Consider the following 17,421-nt stretch of genomic DNA (forward strand, 5'->3'; position numbering starts at 1 on the left):
ACATGGGAGAAAAATTAAAAACAGAATCGAAGGATTTTGAATTTACAAAAAATCATAAAAGGTTATTATTAGGTTCTGTATTCTTAATGGCTACATCTGCAATTGGACCTGCATTTTTAACTCAGACAGCAGTATTTACTGCGCAGTTCACTTCAAGTTTTGCTTTTGCAATTTTATTATCAATATTGATTGATATAGGAGCGCAAATTAATATTTGGAGAGTGTTGGTCGTCACAGGTAAACGTGGTCAAGAAGTAGCTAATGAAATATTTAAAGGATTGGGTACTTTTATATCGATATTAATTGCAATAGGTGGACTCGCATTTAATATTGGTAATATTGCAGGTGCTGGATTAGGATTAAATGCAATTTTTGGCTTAGATGTAAAGATTGGTGCAGCTATTACAGCAGTATTAGCAATACTTATTTTTGTAAGTAAAAGTGGTCAAAAAATTATGGATGTTGTCACGATGTTTTTAGGTGTTTTAATGATTGTGGTTGTTGCATTTGTAATGTTTAAAGCTAACCCGCCTTATGCTGACGCAGCTAAACATCTTGTGATGCCGGAACAACCTTTAGCACTTGTTTTACCTATTATCACATTAGTGGGTGGAACAGTTGGCGGTTATATTACATTTGCTGGTGCACATAGAATATTAGATTCTGGCATCCGTGGTAAGCATTATTTGCCATTTGTAAACAAAGCGGCTATTTCAGGAATATTAACAACAGGTGTGCTTAGAGCATTATTATTCTTAGCGGTACTTGGTGTAGTCGTTACGGGCGTAACTTTAAATGATACAAATCCACCAGCTTCAGTATTTGAGCATGTATTAGGACCAATTGGTCGAAATATATTTGGTGTTGTATTATTTGCTGCAGCAATGTCTTCAGTTATTGGATCAGCATATACAAGTGCGACTTTCTTAAAAACATTGCATAAATCGATCTATAATAAAACAAATATTATTGTAATTTCATTTATAGTCATTTCAACTTTTGTTTTTCTATTTTTAGGAAAACCAGTAACATTATTAATCGTTGCAGGTGCTTTAAATGGACTTATCTTACCTATTATATTAACGACAATACTTATTGCTAGTAAACGAAAATCAATCGTAGGGGATTATCATCATCCAACATGGATGCTTTGGTTTGGTATTTTAGCTGTTTTAGTCACAGTTGTTACAGGTATATATTCACTGCAAGGATTGACACAATTAATAGGTAGTTAACAATATCATTATAGTTACAAAGTAACCATTCTCTAGTTCTTATGCTTATAATAAGGACTTAGAGAATGGTTTGTTTTATAGTTATACTTACATTAAATAAACATTGTCATTTCCTATTAAAATAAGAACAATGTATTTACATGTTAAATCAAATTGATAATGCGAAAATTTACATAAATTTCTTACGATAAATAATGAAATATAAATTTGATATAAATATGATTCAATCGTCGAGCTATCAGTTTAAATGTGGTAGAATAACTAAGGTTAGGATTTTAAATTGAGGTGAATAACAATGATCGGTATTATTGGAGCTATGGATGAAGAAGTAGCAATCTTAAAAAATAAACTTGTGAATTTAGAAGAGATTAATATTGCACATGTATATTTTTACAAAGGTTATATAAATGATAAAGCAGTCGTATTAACTCAAAGTGGCATTGGTAAAGTAAATGTAGCCATTTCAACAACATTATTAATTGAAAAGTTCAAACCTGATTTAATTATTAATACAGGTTCTGCAGGTGCATTGGATAAATCATTAAATGTTGGTGATATCGTAGTAAGCGATATGGTTGCTTATCATGATGCTGATGCTAGAGCATTTGGTTATCAGTTAGGACAAATCCCACAAATGCCTGAACAATTCGTAGCAGATAAATCATTGATTGACAAAGCGACACAAGTAATTACAAATCAACAACTAATTGCTAAGGTAGGCTTGATTGTAAGTGGTGACAGTTTTATTGGTACAAAAGACCAACGAATGAAAATTAAAACAAATTTCCCTCAAGCGATGGCTGCAGAAATGGAAGCAACTGCAATTGCACAGACTTGCTATCAATTTAATTTACCATTTATTATCACACGTGCAATATCAGATTTAGCAGATGGAGACGCTGGTATCACATTTGATGAATTTTTAACAAAAGCAGCAAAATCTTCTAGTACAATGGTAGAAAATTTAATTAAAAAAATATAAAAAAGGTGAATTGAAATAATGGGTATAATAAAGAAATACTTTATGCCAAATGAATATGTGCAATCTATTTTTCAAATTGATATAGATAAGCTTGCAGAATCTGGCGTAAAAGGTATCATTACTGATTTAGATAATACACTAGTGGGATGGGATGTTGCTGATCCTACAGAAGCAGTTAAAACTTGGTTTGAAGAGGCAAAACAAAAAGGTATTACGATTACAATTGTTTCTAATAATAATGAAAAAAGAGTTGGTAGCTTTTCTAAATCATTAAAAGTAGATTATATTTTTAAAGCAAGAAAACCAAGAGGGCGTGCATTTGATCGTGCAATGCATTCTATGAGTTTAGATCCATCAGAGATAGTGGTAATAGGTGATCAAATGTTAACGGATGTATTTGGTGGTAACAGACGTGGCTTATTTACTATTATGGTAGTACCTGTCAAACAGACAGATGGCTTGATTACTAAATTTAATCGTCTTATTGAACGCAGATTATTACAACATTTTAGAAAAAAAGGATATATAAAATGGGAGGAAAATTGATTGAGTGAAGTGGATGTATTGAAATGTATAGGTTGTGGTGCACCTTTACAGTCTGAAGATTCTGATGCACCGGGTTATGTTCCAGAACATAACTTATTTCGTGAAGATGTTGTGTGTAAAAGATGTTTTAGACTAAAAAATTATAACGAAGTTCAAGATGTAGGTTTAGATAGCGATGACTTTTTAAATTTACTTAATGGCTTAGCAGATAAAAAAGGAATAATAGTAAATGTTGTGGATGTATTTGATTTTGAGGGTTCATTTATCAATGCAATTAAACGTATCGTCGGCAACAAAAAAATTATTCTTGTAGCGAATAAAATAGATCTTTTGCCAAAACAAATAAATAAACGTCGTGTAAAAGAATGGTTGAAGAAAACAGCTAAAAAATATGGACTTGATGCTGAAGATGTCGTGCTTATTTCAGCAGACAAAAATGAAGGTATTGAAAATCTATTAACTTCTATTAACAGTATCAGAAACGATGAAGACGTATATATTGTAGGAACTACAAATGTAGGTAAATCAACTTTAATTAATAAATTAATAGAACGCAGTGTAGGAGAAAAAGATGTTGTTACAACTTCAAGATTTCCTGGTACAACCTTGGACATGATTGATATTCCACTTGATGAAACGACGTTTATGTATGATACACCAGGAATTATTCAAGCGCATCAAATGACACATTTAGTATCTGAACATGAACTTAAAACAATTATGCCTAGAAAAGAAATTAAACAACGTGTTTATCAGCTTAACGAAGGACAAACATTATTTTTCGGTGGACTTGCACGTATAGACTATATTAGTGGCGGAAAAAGACCGTTAGTCTGTTACTTTTCTAATGATTTAAATATTCATAGAACAAAAACAGAAAAAGCTAATGAATTATGGCGAAATCAATTAGGATCTGTATTAGCACCACCTCATAATCCTGAAAATTTTGATTTGAGAAATGTTAAAGCCGTAAGGTTAGAAACTGGTAAAGAAAAACGTGATGTAATGATTTCTGGATTAGGCTTTATCACGATAGACGCAGGTGCAAAAGTCATTGTACGCGTGCCAAAAAATGTTGATGTTATTTTAAGAAATTCAATTATGTAAGGTGTGTAAAATATGAAATATGCAGTAATAGGCCACCCAATTGATCATTCTTTATCTCCAGTGATGCATAATGCTAATTTTGAATCTTTAAATTACAATGCAGCATATGAAGCGATTAATATTCCTGAAGATAAATTCCATCTAATAAGAGAAATTATTTCAGATAAAGCACTTTCTGGTTTTAATGTAACAATTCCGCATAAGGAACGTATTATACCTTTTTTAGATGAAATTGATGAACAATCAGAAACTGTAGGTGCCGTGAATACGGTTAAGATAGAAGATGGTAAATGGATTGGTTATAATACAGATGGTATCGGTTATGTTAGAGGCTTGCAACGCGTGTATCCAGATTTAAAACATGCCTATATCTTAATTTTAGGTGCAGGCGGTGCTAGTAAAGGCATTGCGAATGAATTAACAAAATATGTACAACCCAAACTTACTATTGCAAACAGATCTTTGGACAGATTTGAACAATGGAATTTGAATGTGAACAAAATTCGATTATCTGATGCTGAATTAGCATTATCCGAATTCGATATTATCATCAATACGACACCAGCAGGAATGAACACAAATCAAGAAATACCAATTAGTTTGAAGCATCTAGAGTCTGATACGTTAGTGAGTGACATTGTGTACGTACCCTTTAAAACACCAATCTTACAACAAGCTGAAGTCCAAGGTAACCCAATCTATAATGGCTTGGATATGTTTGTTTATCAAGGTGCAGAAAGTTTTAAAATATGGACAGATACAGAACCGGACGTGCAAGTTATGAAACGCACAGTTTTAAATTATTTATAAAAGGAGCATTTTATGTTAACAGGTAAACAAAAGAGATTTTTGAGAAGTAAAGCACATAATGTTGACCCAACTTTCCAAATCGGAAAAGCTGGTGTTGGTGAAAATATGATAGAACAATTAAATGATATTTTAGAAAATAGAGAATTAATAAAAATACATGTATTACAAAATAACTTTGAAGACAAAAATGATTTAGCGCAAACTTTAAGCGATGCAACTCATAGTGAAATTGTTCAAGTAATCGGGTCTATGATTGTCTTGTATAAAGAATCACAAGATAATAAACAAATTCAATTGCCATAATGTCTAAAACGATAGTCTTATATGGTGGGCAGTTTAACCCGATTCATACAGCTCACATGGTTGTTGCTAGCGAAGTGAATCATGTTATTAAACCAGATTTGTTTTACTTTATTCCAAGTTATATGTCACCGCTCAAAGCGCATGATGATTACTTAGATGCGAAATATAGAATTGATATGATCCATTGTGCAATTAATGAACTTGGGTTTGGATCTGTTTGTTTAGACGAAGTCGAACGCAAGGGACAAAGTTACACGTATTTTACAATTAAACATATTTTAGAAAAACATCCCAATGCTAAACTATATTTTGTTATAGGTACTGACCAGTATATTCAGTTAGAAAAGTGGTATGAGATTGAAAATTTGAAATCAATGGTAACCTTTGTAATTGTGAATCGTGGTAAAGCAAAGCAAGAAGTTTCAAATAATATGATAGCAATTAATATTCCACGCATAGATATAAGTTCAACACTCATCAGGGAAAGAGTAAAACAACATAGTAATATTCAAACGCTGGTGCCTCAAAGTGTAGAGAAATATATCAGAGAGGAAGGATTATATGAAATTTGATGAAGCTGTCTCCCTAGTTAAAGACAAATTACCTGAGAAAAGATATAATCATTCACTAAGAGTAGCAGAAACTGCTGTTAAATTAGCTGAACAGTATGATGGGGATAAAGACAAGGCAGAACTCGCAGGTATATTACATGATTATAGCAAGTACGATGATTTGGGATCTATGTATCAGATTGTTAGACAAAATGATTTGGATAGCAACTTGTTGAGTTACGGATCAGAAATCTTACACGGTCCAGTTTGTGCAGTTATAATGGAGCAACAATTTGGTGTAAACGATGAAGAAGTATTACTTGCCATTAAAAATCATACAACTGGTCGTGCGCAAATGACCAAAACGGAAAAATTAGTTTTTATCGCAGATTATATTGAACCTGGTCGTCAAACCCCAGGCGTTGAAGAAATTAGAGATTTAGCATACAATCAAGGTAGCTTAGATAAAACCATTTATGAAATATCTAAGCGAACTGTTTTATATTTAATCACGAAAGATATTACCGTTTATGATGCCACGATTGCTTGCTTGAATTATTACAATTATAGTGACGAAAGAGTAAAGGATGATTAAATGAAATCAGATCAATTATTAAAGTTAGCTGTCAATGCAACTGAGAATAAAAAAGCAGAAGATATTATTTCTTTAAATATGCAAGGTATTAGCGATATGACTGACTATTTTATCGTATGCCACGGCAATAATGAAAGACAAGTTCAATCCATCGCACGTGCAGTTAAAGATGCTGCAAATGAAGCGGAAATCGAAGTAAAACGAATGGAAGGCTTTAATGAAGCAAGATGGATTTTAATTGACTTGGCCAACGTAGTAGTACACGTATTCCATAAAGATGAACGTGATTATTACAACTTGGAGAAATTATATCGTGATGCACCATTAGAATCTTATGGACAGGCAGTTTATTAATAATGGCTCAATATGAAGAAATGAGCTATTACTATGATCAATTAACTTTAGATCAGCCATACGAATCATGGCTTGATATTGTAAATTATTATGCTAAAAACAAATCAACTATCTTAGATATTGGTTGTGGTACAGGCAGTTTCACTTCAAAATTAAACGACTTTGATAATATAACGGGTATGGATTTGAGTGTTGATATGCTTTCGATAGCAATGCAAAAATCCAGTGAAGTGAATTGGATAGAAGGTGATATGACTGAATTCGACCTTAACCAACAATATGATGCAATAACCATTTTTTGTGATTCTTTAAATTATTTAACAGAATATGGAGATGTGTTATCCACTTTTCAGCAAGTATATCATCATCTAGAGCCGAATGAGGGTGTATTTATGTTTGATGTCCATACTGAACACAAGATGAATACATTATTCAATAATCAAAGTTATATTGATGAAACAGAAAATGTATTTTTAGCTTGGGAAGCGATTCGTGGCGAAGAACCTTTAAGCGTATGGCATGATATGACATTTTTTATAAAACAAGATGATAACTTATATAAAAGATTTGATGAGTCACATTACCAAAAGACTTATTCAAAAGATGTTTACACTAAAATGTTAGAATCATGTGGTTTTAAACATATAACGACATTTGTTGATTTTGAATTTGAAAACCAGAATGATAATCAAGAAGGAGAGCGCTTGTTCTTCATTGTTAAAAAATAAAAAAGTAAAATCACTCCTTTATGCGTGTAAACTATAAAGGAGTGATTTTTTGTTACCATTATGGGAATTGTTTAAAGAAAGATTTAGTCAATTTAATTCTACAATAAAGGTTTGTGTTATGCTATTTATAATAGTGACTGTAGCCATAACTTTATCATTTTTGATGAACCGTGATAACGAACAAATGAAAAAAATAATGATATAGCACCAATAGAATTGCCCGAGCATAACCAACCCATACCAAATGAAAAAAATGAACATTCATCGAATAAAACTGAAACACAAAGCAATGACCATACCAAAGATTCATTTGTTTATGTTGATATCAAAGGTGCGGTAAAATATCCAAATGTTTATAAAATGAGAAATAATGATCGAGTTAAACAGTTGTTGGATAAAGCAATCGTTTCAGAACATGCTGATTTAACGAACATTAATTTATCAGAACGATTAATAGATCAGAAAATGATATATATTCCTGAAAAGGGGGAACACACTCATTTACAAGCTCAGAATCAATTGAATAAAAGTGAAACCGCCACAAATTTTTCAGAAAAAAAGGATGCTGATGGTGCAACAGTAAATTTAAATACTGCATCAGAAAGCGAGCTTACCAGTATACCTGGAATAGGGAAGGTCAAAGCTAAAGCAATCATTGAATATCGTGAGCAAAATGGTAATTTTAAATCTATTGATCAGTTGAAAGAAATTAATGGATTCGGTACTAAAACAATAGAAAAATTAAGTTCATATTTAACAATCTGAAATTTTGTTGTAATTTTTCGAAAATCGATTTAATCTATAAATATCACATTAAAAATTTACATAAATTGGAGGTTTAGTATCATGGATCGTATTAAATGGGAAGAATACTTTATGGCGCAAAGTCATTTATTAGCGCTGCGTTCTACATGTCAAAGATTGTCTGTAGGAGCAACGATTGTAAAAGATAATAGAATTATAGCCGGAGGGTATAATGGTTCTGTGTCTGGAGAAGTACATTGTATTGATGAAGATTGCCTGCTGGAAGATGGTCATTGCATTCGCACGATACACGCAGAAATGAACGCATTGCTACAGTGCGCAAAACAAGGGGTGTCAACAGAAGGGGCAACGATTTATGTTACACACTTTCCATGTTTGAATTGCACAAAGTCAATTATTCAAGCTGGTATTAAAACGATTTATTATGCTGAAGACTATCATAATCATCATTATGCTTTAGATTTGTTAAAACAATCAGGTATTGTGTATAAAAAAATTCCATTTAATCAAGAACACGTAGCACAATATTTAATCAATAAATAACATTGATTTATTATGCTTTAGCTTATTTGTCTGGTAACTTGCTACTATTTAATAAATTTTTATCTTTTATTTTAATACTTGGGCTAGTCATAATAATGAAGAGAAAAAGCTTTAGTTTAATTCATTTTATCATGATAGTTATCATATCTTTAAGTAGTTTTATGATGTTTCAAAATGACTTGAGATCAGAAAAAGAATACCATTCTTCAATGATAAATAAAGTATTTCAAGGAAAAGCAAAGTTTATCACGAAACCCAATTTGGAGCATCGTATACTTAAAGGTAAAATTAAAATAGGTAAAAAGCTTTATACTTACATTTATAATATACATGCATCAAAAAATATAGAAATAAAAAATGTTTCTGAATTTTTGTTCCAAAAAACTTGTAAGTTACACGGACAGTTTAGAACATTAAAAAACGATACAAGACCTAATCTTATTTTTATTATTCAAAATATTCATCTTTCAAGTTGTTATGAAGACACAAGCACTTTTTCTGATACTTTAAATAAACATAAAGCGTTTATTTATGAAAAAATGAAACAATGGAAAATAGCTTTTCCCGAAAAAACAATTGCATTAATTACAGGCGATACATCGCTTATGAAAAAAGATGAATTAGATACAATTAAAAAGATTGGCATTGCGCATCTACTTGCTATTAGTGGAACACATATAGCTATAATTATTGCAATCATATGTTATATTCTTAATAGGATAAAATGTCCATTGTTTTTAACCAAACTAATATTAATCATATTATTACCTATTTATTGCATGTATACAAATATGTCTCCAAGTGCTGTTAGAGCAATATTTATGAGTTTGTTAATATTCATATTTCCAAAATACATTATAAAGAATTCAATGAACATTTTAGGATTTTTATTCATATTTTTAACATTTTTAAATCCCTCGTTAATTTATCATGTCGGATTTCAACTTTCCTTTTTAATCACTTTTTCAATCCTTTTTGCCAGTCCATTACTAAAGAATTTAGGTATTGTTCAATCTTTGTGCTATATCACGTGGATTGCACAATTAAGCTCATTTATCTTAAGTTGTATCCATTTTCATCAAATTCAATGGATTGGTCTAATTTCAAACATCTTTTTTGTTCCATTCTATTCTTTCATATTATTTCCCTTCGTTATTTTTCTTACTTTTATCATACATTTGCCAATCAAACCATTATTTATAATCAACTTATATAATCAATTAATTGTTTTGCATGATAAAGTGGTCGGATTTTTTGATAAACTCAACTTTTATCAATGGTACATTCCCAACTTAAATAATCTTCAAATAACTATAATATGTCTCATTTCGTTTCTATGTTTAGTTTTATTCGTTCATAAATGCTATAAATTTATGATAATTAGTTTAATTGCCTTATATATTGTCTCTACAATTCTACCTCAAGTACGCGACTACCAACTTACAATGTTGGATGTAGGACAAGGTGACGCCCTGTTATTTGAAACTAAATTACACGAATCATTATTAATCGATACGGGCGGTAATTTTAATTCGACACAGAACTTTGCGAATCACAGTATTTCAAAATATCATATCTTACCAACATTAAAACGACATAATATAAAAAAGATAGATTACGTTGTGGTTACACATCCACATCTTGATCATATCGGTGAACTAGATTATTTAACAAAAAGTTTAAAAATTAAAAATATCATTATCAATGCAAATAGTTTTAAAATTAAAGAACTAAATCATTTAAAAAATACTTGTTTAAAAAAGGATATCAAGTTAATAGATTTCAAAAATAAACTACAATTTTTTATGAATAAAGCGAAAGTTAATCTGTTAGATGCTACAATTTCCAATTCTGATAATTTAAATGAACAATCAATCATTATATTAATACAGTACAAAAGTTATAAAATTTTATTAATGGGAGATGCAACAAATAATAATGAAGAGAATTTAATACATAAATATCATTTATATAATGTTGATATTTTAAAAGTTGGACATCATGGTAGTCGTACGAGTACAAGTAATAATTTATTGAAAGCAATTAGGCCTAAAATAGCTCTCATTTCAGTAGGCGAAAAAAATAAATATAGACTTCCCAATCCACAAATTATCAATAGATTAAAATCTTTTGACATTAAAATATTTCAAACAAATATCAACGGAGAAGTGAACATTTTATTTAAAAACCAAATAGAAATTCACTCACAATTCAATTAAAATTTTTAATTAGTGAGAAGCTATGACGCGTGTTATAATTATAAAACGTGTAATAGAAATGAAAGGGTGCTAAGAATGAGCAGCAATATAATAACGATATATGGTGAAGTACCTGAACTAATTGAAAAAAAAGCTTCTGAAGTCATTGAACAATATTTAGATGCACCAAAAGATGAATTCAATTTCGTTAAATATAACTTATATGAAAATGATTTAGCTCCAATTATTGAAGAAACACTGACAATGCCTTTTTTCTCTAATAAAAAGGCTGTTTTAGTACAAAATGCATATGTATTTACTGGTGAGAAGCCACCTAAAGAGTTAAATCATAATATTGATCAACTGATAGAATTTATAGAAAAATACGATGGTGACACTTTAATATTATTTGAAGTAAATCATTCTAAACTAGACGAAAGAAAAAAAGTTGTTAAATCTTTGAAAAAACATGCACAAATTAAAAAAATAGAACAAATGTCAGAAGAAGAAATAAAGCATTGGATAAAAAGTCAACTGCATGAAAATTATAAAGATATTAAACAAGATGCACTAGATTTAGTTATTGAATTAACTGGAGTTAATTTTAATATTGTTAAGCAAGAAATAGAAAAACTTATTTTGTTTTTAGGTGATAGAACAACAATTAACAAAAATGATGTTCATCAAATTGTTAATAGGAGTTTGGAACAAAATGTTTTTTTGCTCACTGAATATATCCAAAAAAATAAGAAAACAAAAGCTATTCAATTGGTTAAAGACTTAATAGCGATGAAAGAGGAACCTATAAAATTATTAGCTCTAATTACGAGTAATTATCGACTTTTCTATCAAAGTAAAATATTAGGACAAAAGGGTTATAGTGGTCAACAAATTGCTAAAACAATCAATGTTCATCCTTATAGAGTAAAGTTGGCTTTAAATCAAGCAAGACACTACGAATTAGAAAGTTTATTAAATATCATTGATAATTGCGCAGAAACAGATTATAAATTAAAATCATCTTATATGGATAAACACCTTATACTTGAACTGTTTATTTTATCCTTATAAATTAAGCGTTTTTAGTTTTAACTAACCGTCATACTGCATATAGTGTTGTCGATGAATTATAACGTAAGTATCTATAATGTTTAATCTTATAAAACCATATATATATATATATAGAAAAAAGCCCAGAAGAGATTTCACTTATTGCAAATCATTTCTGGGCTAAATTTATGAAGCATGGGGTTCGATATATTTAAAAAATAAAAAAAGTTCAAGCGTAGGCTTGAACTTTAAATTATTTAGCAGCTGTCATTAAAGATGATTTAATTCTAGCAGCTTTGTTAGAATGTATTAAGTTGCGTTGAGCAGCTTTATCTACTTTTTTCAATGCAAAGCTTACTAATTCAGCTTTATCGTCAGCATTAGTGTCGATTGCTGTATGAGCTCTTTTCACAGCTGTACGCATTGCATTTTTTTGTGAAATATTACGTTCTTCAGTTACATGAGTAGTATTAACACGTTTAATTGCAGATTTAATGTTTGGCATGTCTGTCACCTCCTAAAAGTGTGATCTTCGCTATCAAAAATTAATTTGATTACAACAAGAAATATTTTATCAAAACAACCAGGTTTCTGCAATCATTTATTTATATTAAGACGCGTAAAGTCGCGATAAATGGTACAATAATAATTATAATGACAAAAGATATACATAAAAATAGTTACATAGACGATAAAATATACACATAACTTTAAAATTTACTATTAATTTTATCAAGTTTGCAATTAGTAAATAAAAACGTTATTATATCAAAGAATGTCATACATATTTACGGGCTAGAATTATGAAAGTGAGACTGATAATACATGGATAAAGAAAATCGTTTAAGCAAGCGTGAAAATATAAGAAACTTTTCTATTATTGCACATATTGACCATGGGAAATCTACATTAGCAGATAGAATTTTGGAAAATACTAAATCTGTTGAATCACGTGAGATGCAATCACAGTTATTGGATTCTATGGATTTAGAAAGAGAACGCGGTATAACAATAAAATTAAATGCTGTGCGTTTAAAATATGATGCAAAAGATGGTGAGACTTATACGTTTCACTTGATCGATACACCTGGACACGTAGATTTTACATATGAAGTTTCTAGATCATTAGCTGCCTGTGAGGGGGCTATATTAGTTGTAGATGCTGCTCAGGGCATAGAGGCTCAAACATTAGCCAATGTTTATTTGGCACTAGATAACGATTTAGAGTTATTACCAGTTGTAAATAAAATTGATTTACCAGCAGCAGAACCTGAACGTGTAAAGCAAGAAGTAGAAGATGTAATAGGGCTAGATAAAGATGATGTCGTATTAGCCAGTGCAAAATCAAATATTGGCATTGAAGATATATTAGAAAAAATTGTAGAAGTGGTACCACCACCTCAAGGAGATCCAGAAGCGCCGTTAAAAGCATTGATTTTTGATTCAGAATATGATCCGTATAGAGGTGTTATTTCTTCAATTCGAATAGTTGAAGGAACTTTGAAAACGGGTGATGAAATTAAAATGATGGCTACAGGAAAATCTTTTGAAGTTACCGAAGTAGGTATCAATACACCTAAACAATTACCAGTTAGTGAGCTGAAAGTAGGGGATGTAGGTTATGTCATTGCCAGTATTAAAAATGTAGATGATTCACGTGTCGGAGATACGATTACACATCTAGATCGTCCAGCAGCAGAGCCGTTAAAAGGTTATAAAAAAATGAATCCGATGGTTTTCTGTGGTTTATTCCCTATAGATAATAAAGATTACAATGATTTACGAGAGGCATTAGAAAAGTTGCAATTAAATGATGCTTCATTAGAATTTGAACCTGAGTCATCTCAAGCATTAGGTTTTGGATATAGAACAGGTTTCTTAGGTATGTTGCATATGGAAATTATTCAAGAACGTATTGAACGTGAGTTTGGAATAGAACTAATTGCTACAGCACCATCTGTGATTTATGAATGTATTCTTAAAAATGGTGATGAAATCTCTGTTGATAATCCAGCATATATGCCTGAAAGAGATCAAATTGATACGGTATATGAACCTTTTGTAAGAGCGACAATGATGGTACCAAATGATTATGTCGGTGCAGTTATGGAATTATGTCAACGTAAACGTGGACAATTTATTAATATGGAATATTTAGATGATATTCGTGTCAATATTATTTATGAATTGCCACTATCTGAAGTTGTATTTGATTTCTTTGATCAGCTTAAATCAAATACAAAAGGCTATGCTTCTTTTGATTATGAATTCATTGATAATAAAGAAAGTGACCTAGTCAAAATGGATATATTACTAAATGGAGAGAAAGTAGATGCACTTAGTTTTATAGTTCATAAAGATTTCGCATATGAAAGAGGAAAAGCGTTAGTTGAAAAGCTAAAAACGCTTATACCTAGACAACAATTCGAAGTACCTGTACAAGCAGCAGTTGGACAAAAAATAGTCGCCCGTACAAATATAAAATCAATGGGTAAAAATGTCTTATCTAAGTGTTATGGTGGAGATATTAGCCGTAAGAGAAAACTATTAGAAAAACAAAAAGCTGGTAAGGCAAAAATGAAATCAGTTGGTAATGTTGAAATACCACAGGATGCTTTCCTTGCAGTGCTTAAGATGGACGAAGATTAATATTATTACTTATTAAATATTGGGGCCTTAAATCCATTCGATTTATGTCCCGGTTTTTTTGTTATGTTAATCTATTTTATTTAACGAAAGAAGGTCATCTCAAAATGGAAGTGAAAAGTGCTTATATCCATATTCCTTTCTGTGTCAAAATTTGTACTTATTGCGATTTCAATAAATATTTTATACAAAATCAACCAGTGGATCAGTATTTAGATTGCTTAATAAACGAAATGAAACAAAGTAAAGTTAGATCTTTAGAAACAGTTTTTGTCGGTGGTGGCACACCTACTGCTTTGTCGTATGAGCAACTTGAGAAATTATTGACTGCAATTACAGAAATCTTTGAAATTAAAGGAGAATTTAGTTTTGAAGCGAATCCAGATGAATTAACTTTAGAAAAAGTACAATTGTTAAGGGATTATGGTGTGAATAGATTGTCGATGGGTGTTCAAACATTCAAACCTGAATTGTTAGAGATATTAGGACGTTCTCATAAGACTGAGGATATATACAGAGCCGTATCGAATGCAAGACAAGTTGGGATACCTTCTATAAGTTTAGATTTAATGTACCATTTACCACAACAAAGCTTAGAAGATTTCAAAGATAGTTTAGAAAAAGCGTTATCGATGGATATTGATCATATTTCAAGTTACGGCTTGATTTTAGAGCCTAAAACTCAGTTCTATAATATGTACCGTAAAGGGCAGTTGAAAATCCCGAACGAAGATGTCGGAGAAGAAATGTACGAATATTTATTAAAGAGGATGCATGAGACTGAGTTACATCAATATGAAATTTCAAACTTTGGTAAAAAAGGACATGAATCAGAACACAATAAAGTTTACTGGAAAAACGAAGGCTATTATGGATTTGGAGCCGGGGCAAGTGGTTACGTAAATGGCGAACGTTATAATAATGTAAATCCCGTGAATCATTATATAAAAAAGATACAAAATAACGAAAGACCTATTCTTGACGCAGTATATCCAACAGAAAGTGAACAAATGGAAGAAGAGATGTTTCTAGGTTTAAGAATGAACCAAGGTGTAAGTAGAAAACGGTTTAATCAAAAGTTTAATAAAACGATTGATGACGTTTATGACGAAGCGATTAAAGATTTAAAACAGAGAGAATTAATTTATGATACAGGTGACTATATTTCTTTAACAGAGAGAGGTAAAGTAATTGGAAACCTAGTATTTGAAGCGTTTTTACTGAATGTTTAATTTTTTAAAAAAACTGAGGCTTTAACATTGACTTACTTTGACCAATTTGATAAATTATAATTAGCACTTGAAACAAAAGAGTGCTAATGAGGTGAAAACATGATTAGTGATAGACAATTGAGCATTTTAAATGCAATTGTTGAAGATTATGTTGATTTAGGTCAACCAATTGGTTCCAAAACACTGATTGAAAGACATAATTTAAATGTTAGTCCTGCCACTATCAGAAACGAAATGAAACAACTAGAGGAACTTCATTTAATAGAAAAAACACATACTTCATCAGGACGTTCTCCATCAGAGTCAGGCATCAGATATTATGTGAATCAATTATTGCAACAAACATCTCATCAACAACACAAAAAAATACAACGTTTAGGAGATTTACTGGTTGAAAATCATTATGATATTTCCTCAGCCTTGAGTGAATTCGCGAATGAACTTTCAATCGCTTCTCAGTATACAACGTTGGTAATGCGTCCAAATCACAAAAAAGATATTATTAATAACATTCACTTGATTCGAGCAAATGCATATTTAGTAATCATGGTCGTTGTTTTTACATCTGGCCATGTTGAACACTTGCATTTAGTATCCAAAGCACGTTTATCGAGTGATGAATTGACAAATATAGCTAATTTTGTGACTGCAAAATATAATGCGTTAAATCAACAACGCTTGGAAAATGAACTAAATGCCTTTGCAAAGTCAGATTTTGAAAAAGACTTTATAAAGGATATGTTAGATACAATAGATGTTCATTTTGATAATCAAAGTAATGGCATTTACATGGGTGGAAAGGTTAAACTAATTGATGCACTAAACGAATCAAATGTTTCTTCTATTCAACCTATATTGCAGTATATTGAATCAAACAAAATTACTCAGCTACTTGATGAAATGTCAAATTCATCAATTAATGTTAAGATTGGACAGGAAATCGAATCAAGCTTGAGCGATATTTCTATTGTCACTACGGAGTATCACATTGACGATAGACTTAAAGGTCAAATTGCGGTTATCGGACCAACGGCAATGAATTATCAGAATGTAATACAATTACTAAATACGATTTGGTAATTAAGAATTGTATTGGATGGAGGGCAGAAAATGACAGAAAAAAATGAATCAGTATTCGATGAAAACGAAAAGACTGAAGATATCAATCAAGAAACACCAAACAATCAAACAACTTCAGTTGAAGATACTGATGAAATAGCTAATGAATCACAAGATAATCTGCAAAAGGAAAATTCTGAAGATATTGATGCAGATATCGATCCTAAAGATGAAGAAATTCAACAATTAAAAAATAATGTTCAAGAAGAAGAAGAAAAATATTTAAGATTATATGCTGAATTTGAAAATTATAAGCGTAGAATCCAAAAAGAAAATCAAACGATGAAAGCATATAAAGCTCAAAATGTTTTAAATGACATTTTACCGACTATAGATAATATAGAACGAGCTTTACAGATTGAAGGCGAAGATGAGCAATTTAAATCATTACAAAAAGGTGTAGAAATGGTTTATGAAAGCTTGTTGAACGCATTGAAAAATAACGGTTTAGAAAAAATTGAGGCTGAAGGTCAACAGTTTGATCCAAATGTACATCAAGCTGTAGTACAAGACGATAATCCTGATTATGAATCAGGTCAAGTTACTCAAGAACTACAAACTGGTTATAAATTGAAGGAACGTGTTTTAAGACCTTCAATGGTTAAAGTAAATCAATAAGTTTATTGATGAAAATACCGAATTTTTAAACAAACAGGA

At 30.7% G+C, this 17,421-nt stretch carries 19 protein-coding genes; 18 read left to right on the top strand and 1 reads right to left on the bottom strand.

What is annotated here, in order from left to right:
• The first annotated feature begins 2 nt into the window (after window positions 1-2).
• The 14 genes from KA824_RS03025 (at window position 3) to holA (ending at window position 11,788) form a co-directional block, all read left to right on the top strand.
• On the top strand, window positions 3-1,235 hold the full coding sequence (locus KA824_RS03025; protein WP_107384650.1) for an NRAMP family divalent metal transporter: 1,233 nt from the start codon (window positions 3-5) through the stop codon (window positions 1,233-1,235).
• A 295-nt stretch (window positions 1,236-1,530) separates the two neighbouring features.
• Complete coding sequence (gene mtnN, locus KA824_RS03030; protein WP_107384649.1) at window positions 1,531-2,217, top strand: 5'-methylthioadenosine/S-adenosylhomocysteine nucleosidase; 687 nt, start codon at window positions 1,531-1,533, stop codon at window positions 2,215-2,217.
• An 18-nt stretch (window positions 2,218-2,235) separates the two neighbouring features.
• Window positions 2,236-2,763 carry a YqeG family HAD IIIA-type phosphatase gene (locus KA824_RS03035; protein WP_107384648.1) on the top strand — a complete coding sequence of 176 codons (528 nt, stop codon included), beginning with the start codon at window positions 2,236-2,238 and terminating at the stop codon, window positions 2,761-2,763.
• A 9-nt stretch (window positions 2,764-2,772) separates the two neighbouring features.
• Window positions 2,773-3,870 (top strand): ribosome biogenesis GTPase YqeH, encoded by a 1,098-nt coding sequence (gene yqeH / locus KA824_RS03040; protein WP_394859704.1) that lies wholly within the window; start codon window positions 2,773-2,775, stop codon window positions 3,868-3,870.
• A gap of 12 nt (window positions 3,871-3,882) precedes the next feature.
• Window positions 3,883-4,680 (top strand): shikimate dehydrogenase, encoded by a 798-nt coding sequence (gene aroE, locus KA824_RS03045; RefSeq protein WP_181187605.1) that lies wholly within the window; start codon window positions 3,883-3,885, stop codon window positions 4,678-4,680.
• A 12-nt stretch (window positions 4,681-4,692) separates the two neighbouring features.
• On the top strand, window positions 4,693-4,983 hold the full coding sequence (gene yhbY / locus KA824_RS03050) for a ribosome assembly RNA-binding protein YhbY (RefSeq protein WP_019469395.1): 291 nt from the start codon (window positions 4,693-4,695) through the stop codon (window positions 4,981-4,983).
• Window positions 4,983-5,555 carry a nicotinate (nicotinamide) nucleotide adenylyltransferase gene (gene nadD / locus KA824_RS03055; RefSeq protein WP_181187604.1) on the top strand — a complete coding sequence of 191 codons (573 nt, stop codon included), beginning with the start codon at window positions 4,983-4,985 and terminating at the stop codon, window positions 5,553-5,555. The genes yhbY and nadD overlap by 1 nt, the downstream gene beginning before the upstream one ends.
• Window positions 5,545-6,129, top strand: a complete 585-nt coding sequence (yqeK, locus tag KA824_RS03060) for a bis(5'-nucleosyl)-tetraphosphatase (symmetrical) YqeK (RefSeq protein ID WP_107384644.1) — start codon at window positions 5,545-5,547, stop codon at window positions 6,127-6,129. Before nadD ends, yqeK begins: the two co-directional genes overlap by 11 nt.
• Complete coding sequence (gene rsfS, locus KA824_RS03065) at window positions 6,130-6,483, top strand: ribosome silencing factor (protein WP_073341865.1); 354 nt, start codon at window positions 6,130-6,132, stop codon at window positions 6,481-6,483.
• A 2-nt stretch (window positions 6,484-6,485) separates the two neighbouring features.
• Complete coding sequence (locus tag KA824_RS03070; RefSeq protein WP_107504805.1) at window positions 6,486-7,211, top strand: class I SAM-dependent DNA methyltransferase; 726 nt, start codon at window positions 6,486-6,488, stop codon at window positions 7,209-7,211.
• A 216-nt stretch (window positions 7,212-7,427) separates the two neighbouring features.
• Window positions 7,428-7,976: a helix-hairpin-helix domain-containing protein gene (locus tag KA824_RS03075; RefSeq protein ID WP_245335984.1), complete on the top strand. Its 549-nt coding sequence runs from the start codon at window positions 7,428-7,430 to the stop codon at window positions 7,974-7,976.
• Window positions 7,977-8,057: 81 nt separating this feature from the next.
• Window positions 8,058-8,519, top strand: a complete 462-nt coding sequence (locus tag KA824_RS03080) for a ComE operon protein 2 (RefSeq protein WP_019469390.1) — start codon at window positions 8,058-8,060, stop codon at window positions 8,517-8,519.
• Window positions 8,520-8,728: 209 nt separating this feature from the next.
• The gene (locus KA824_RS03085) at window positions 8,729-10,738 is read left to right on the top strand and encodes a DNA internalization-related competence protein ComEC/Rec2 (protein ID WP_226952024.1); all 2,010 of its coding nucleotides are present in this window, start codon (window positions 8,729-8,731) and stop codon (window positions 10,736-10,738) included.
• Between the two features lie 75 nt (window positions 10,739-10,813).
• The gene (gene holA, locus KA824_RS03090) at window positions 10,814-11,788 is read left to right on the top strand and encodes a DNA polymerase III subunit delta (protein ID WP_181187603.1); all 975 of its coding nucleotides are present in this window, start codon (window positions 10,814-10,816) and stop codon (window positions 11,786-11,788) included.
• Window positions 11,789-12,020: 232 nt separating this feature from the next.
• Here the strand turns inward: holA and rpsT are convergent, their stop codons facing one another.
• Complete coding sequence (rpsT, locus tag KA824_RS03095) at window positions 12,021-12,272, bottom strand: 30S ribosomal protein S20 (protein ID WP_019469386.1); 252 nt, start codon at window positions 12,270-12,272, stop codon at window positions 12,021-12,023.
• 320 nt (window positions 12,273-12,592) lie between these two features.
• On the opposite strand from rpsT, the gene lepA reads away from it, so the two are divergent.
• From lepA to grpE, 4 genes are all read left to right on the top strand, one after another.
• Window positions 12,593-14,416 carry a translation elongation factor 4 gene (gene lepA, locus KA824_RS03100; RefSeq protein ID WP_210133236.1) on the top strand — a complete coding sequence of 608 codons (1,824 nt, stop codon included), beginning with the start codon at window positions 12,593-12,595 and terminating at the stop codon, window positions 14,414-14,416.
• 104 nt (window positions 14,417-14,520) lie between these two features.
• The gene (gene hemW / locus KA824_RS03105; protein ID WP_107384905.1) at window positions 14,521-15,645 is read left to right on the top strand and encodes a radical SAM family heme chaperone HemW; all 1,125 of its coding nucleotides are present in this window, start codon (window positions 14,521-14,523) and stop codon (window positions 15,643-15,645) included.
• Between the two features lie 99 nt (window positions 15,646-15,744).
• Window positions 15,745-16,725 carry a heat-inducible transcriptional repressor HrcA gene (gene hrcA, locus KA824_RS03110; RefSeq protein WP_107384906.1) on the top strand — a complete coding sequence of 327 codons (981 nt, stop codon included), beginning with the start codon at window positions 15,745-15,747 and terminating at the stop codon, window positions 16,723-16,725.
• 30 nt (window positions 16,726-16,755) lie between these two features.
• Entirely contained in the window at window positions 16,756-17,382 is a 627-nt protein-coding gene (gene grpE / locus KA824_RS03115; RefSeq protein ID WP_181187602.1) for a nucleotide exchange factor GrpE, read from the top strand.
• The last annotated feature ends 39 nt before the right edge of the window (window positions 17,383-17,421 follow it).

Origin of the sequence: Staphylococcus sp. GDY8P198P (assembly GCF_017891615.1) — a bacterium.
In the GTDB taxonomy this organism is placed as follows: domain Bacteria; phylum Bacillota; class Bacilli; order Staphylococcales; family Staphylococcaceae; genus Staphylococcus; species Staphylococcus cohnii.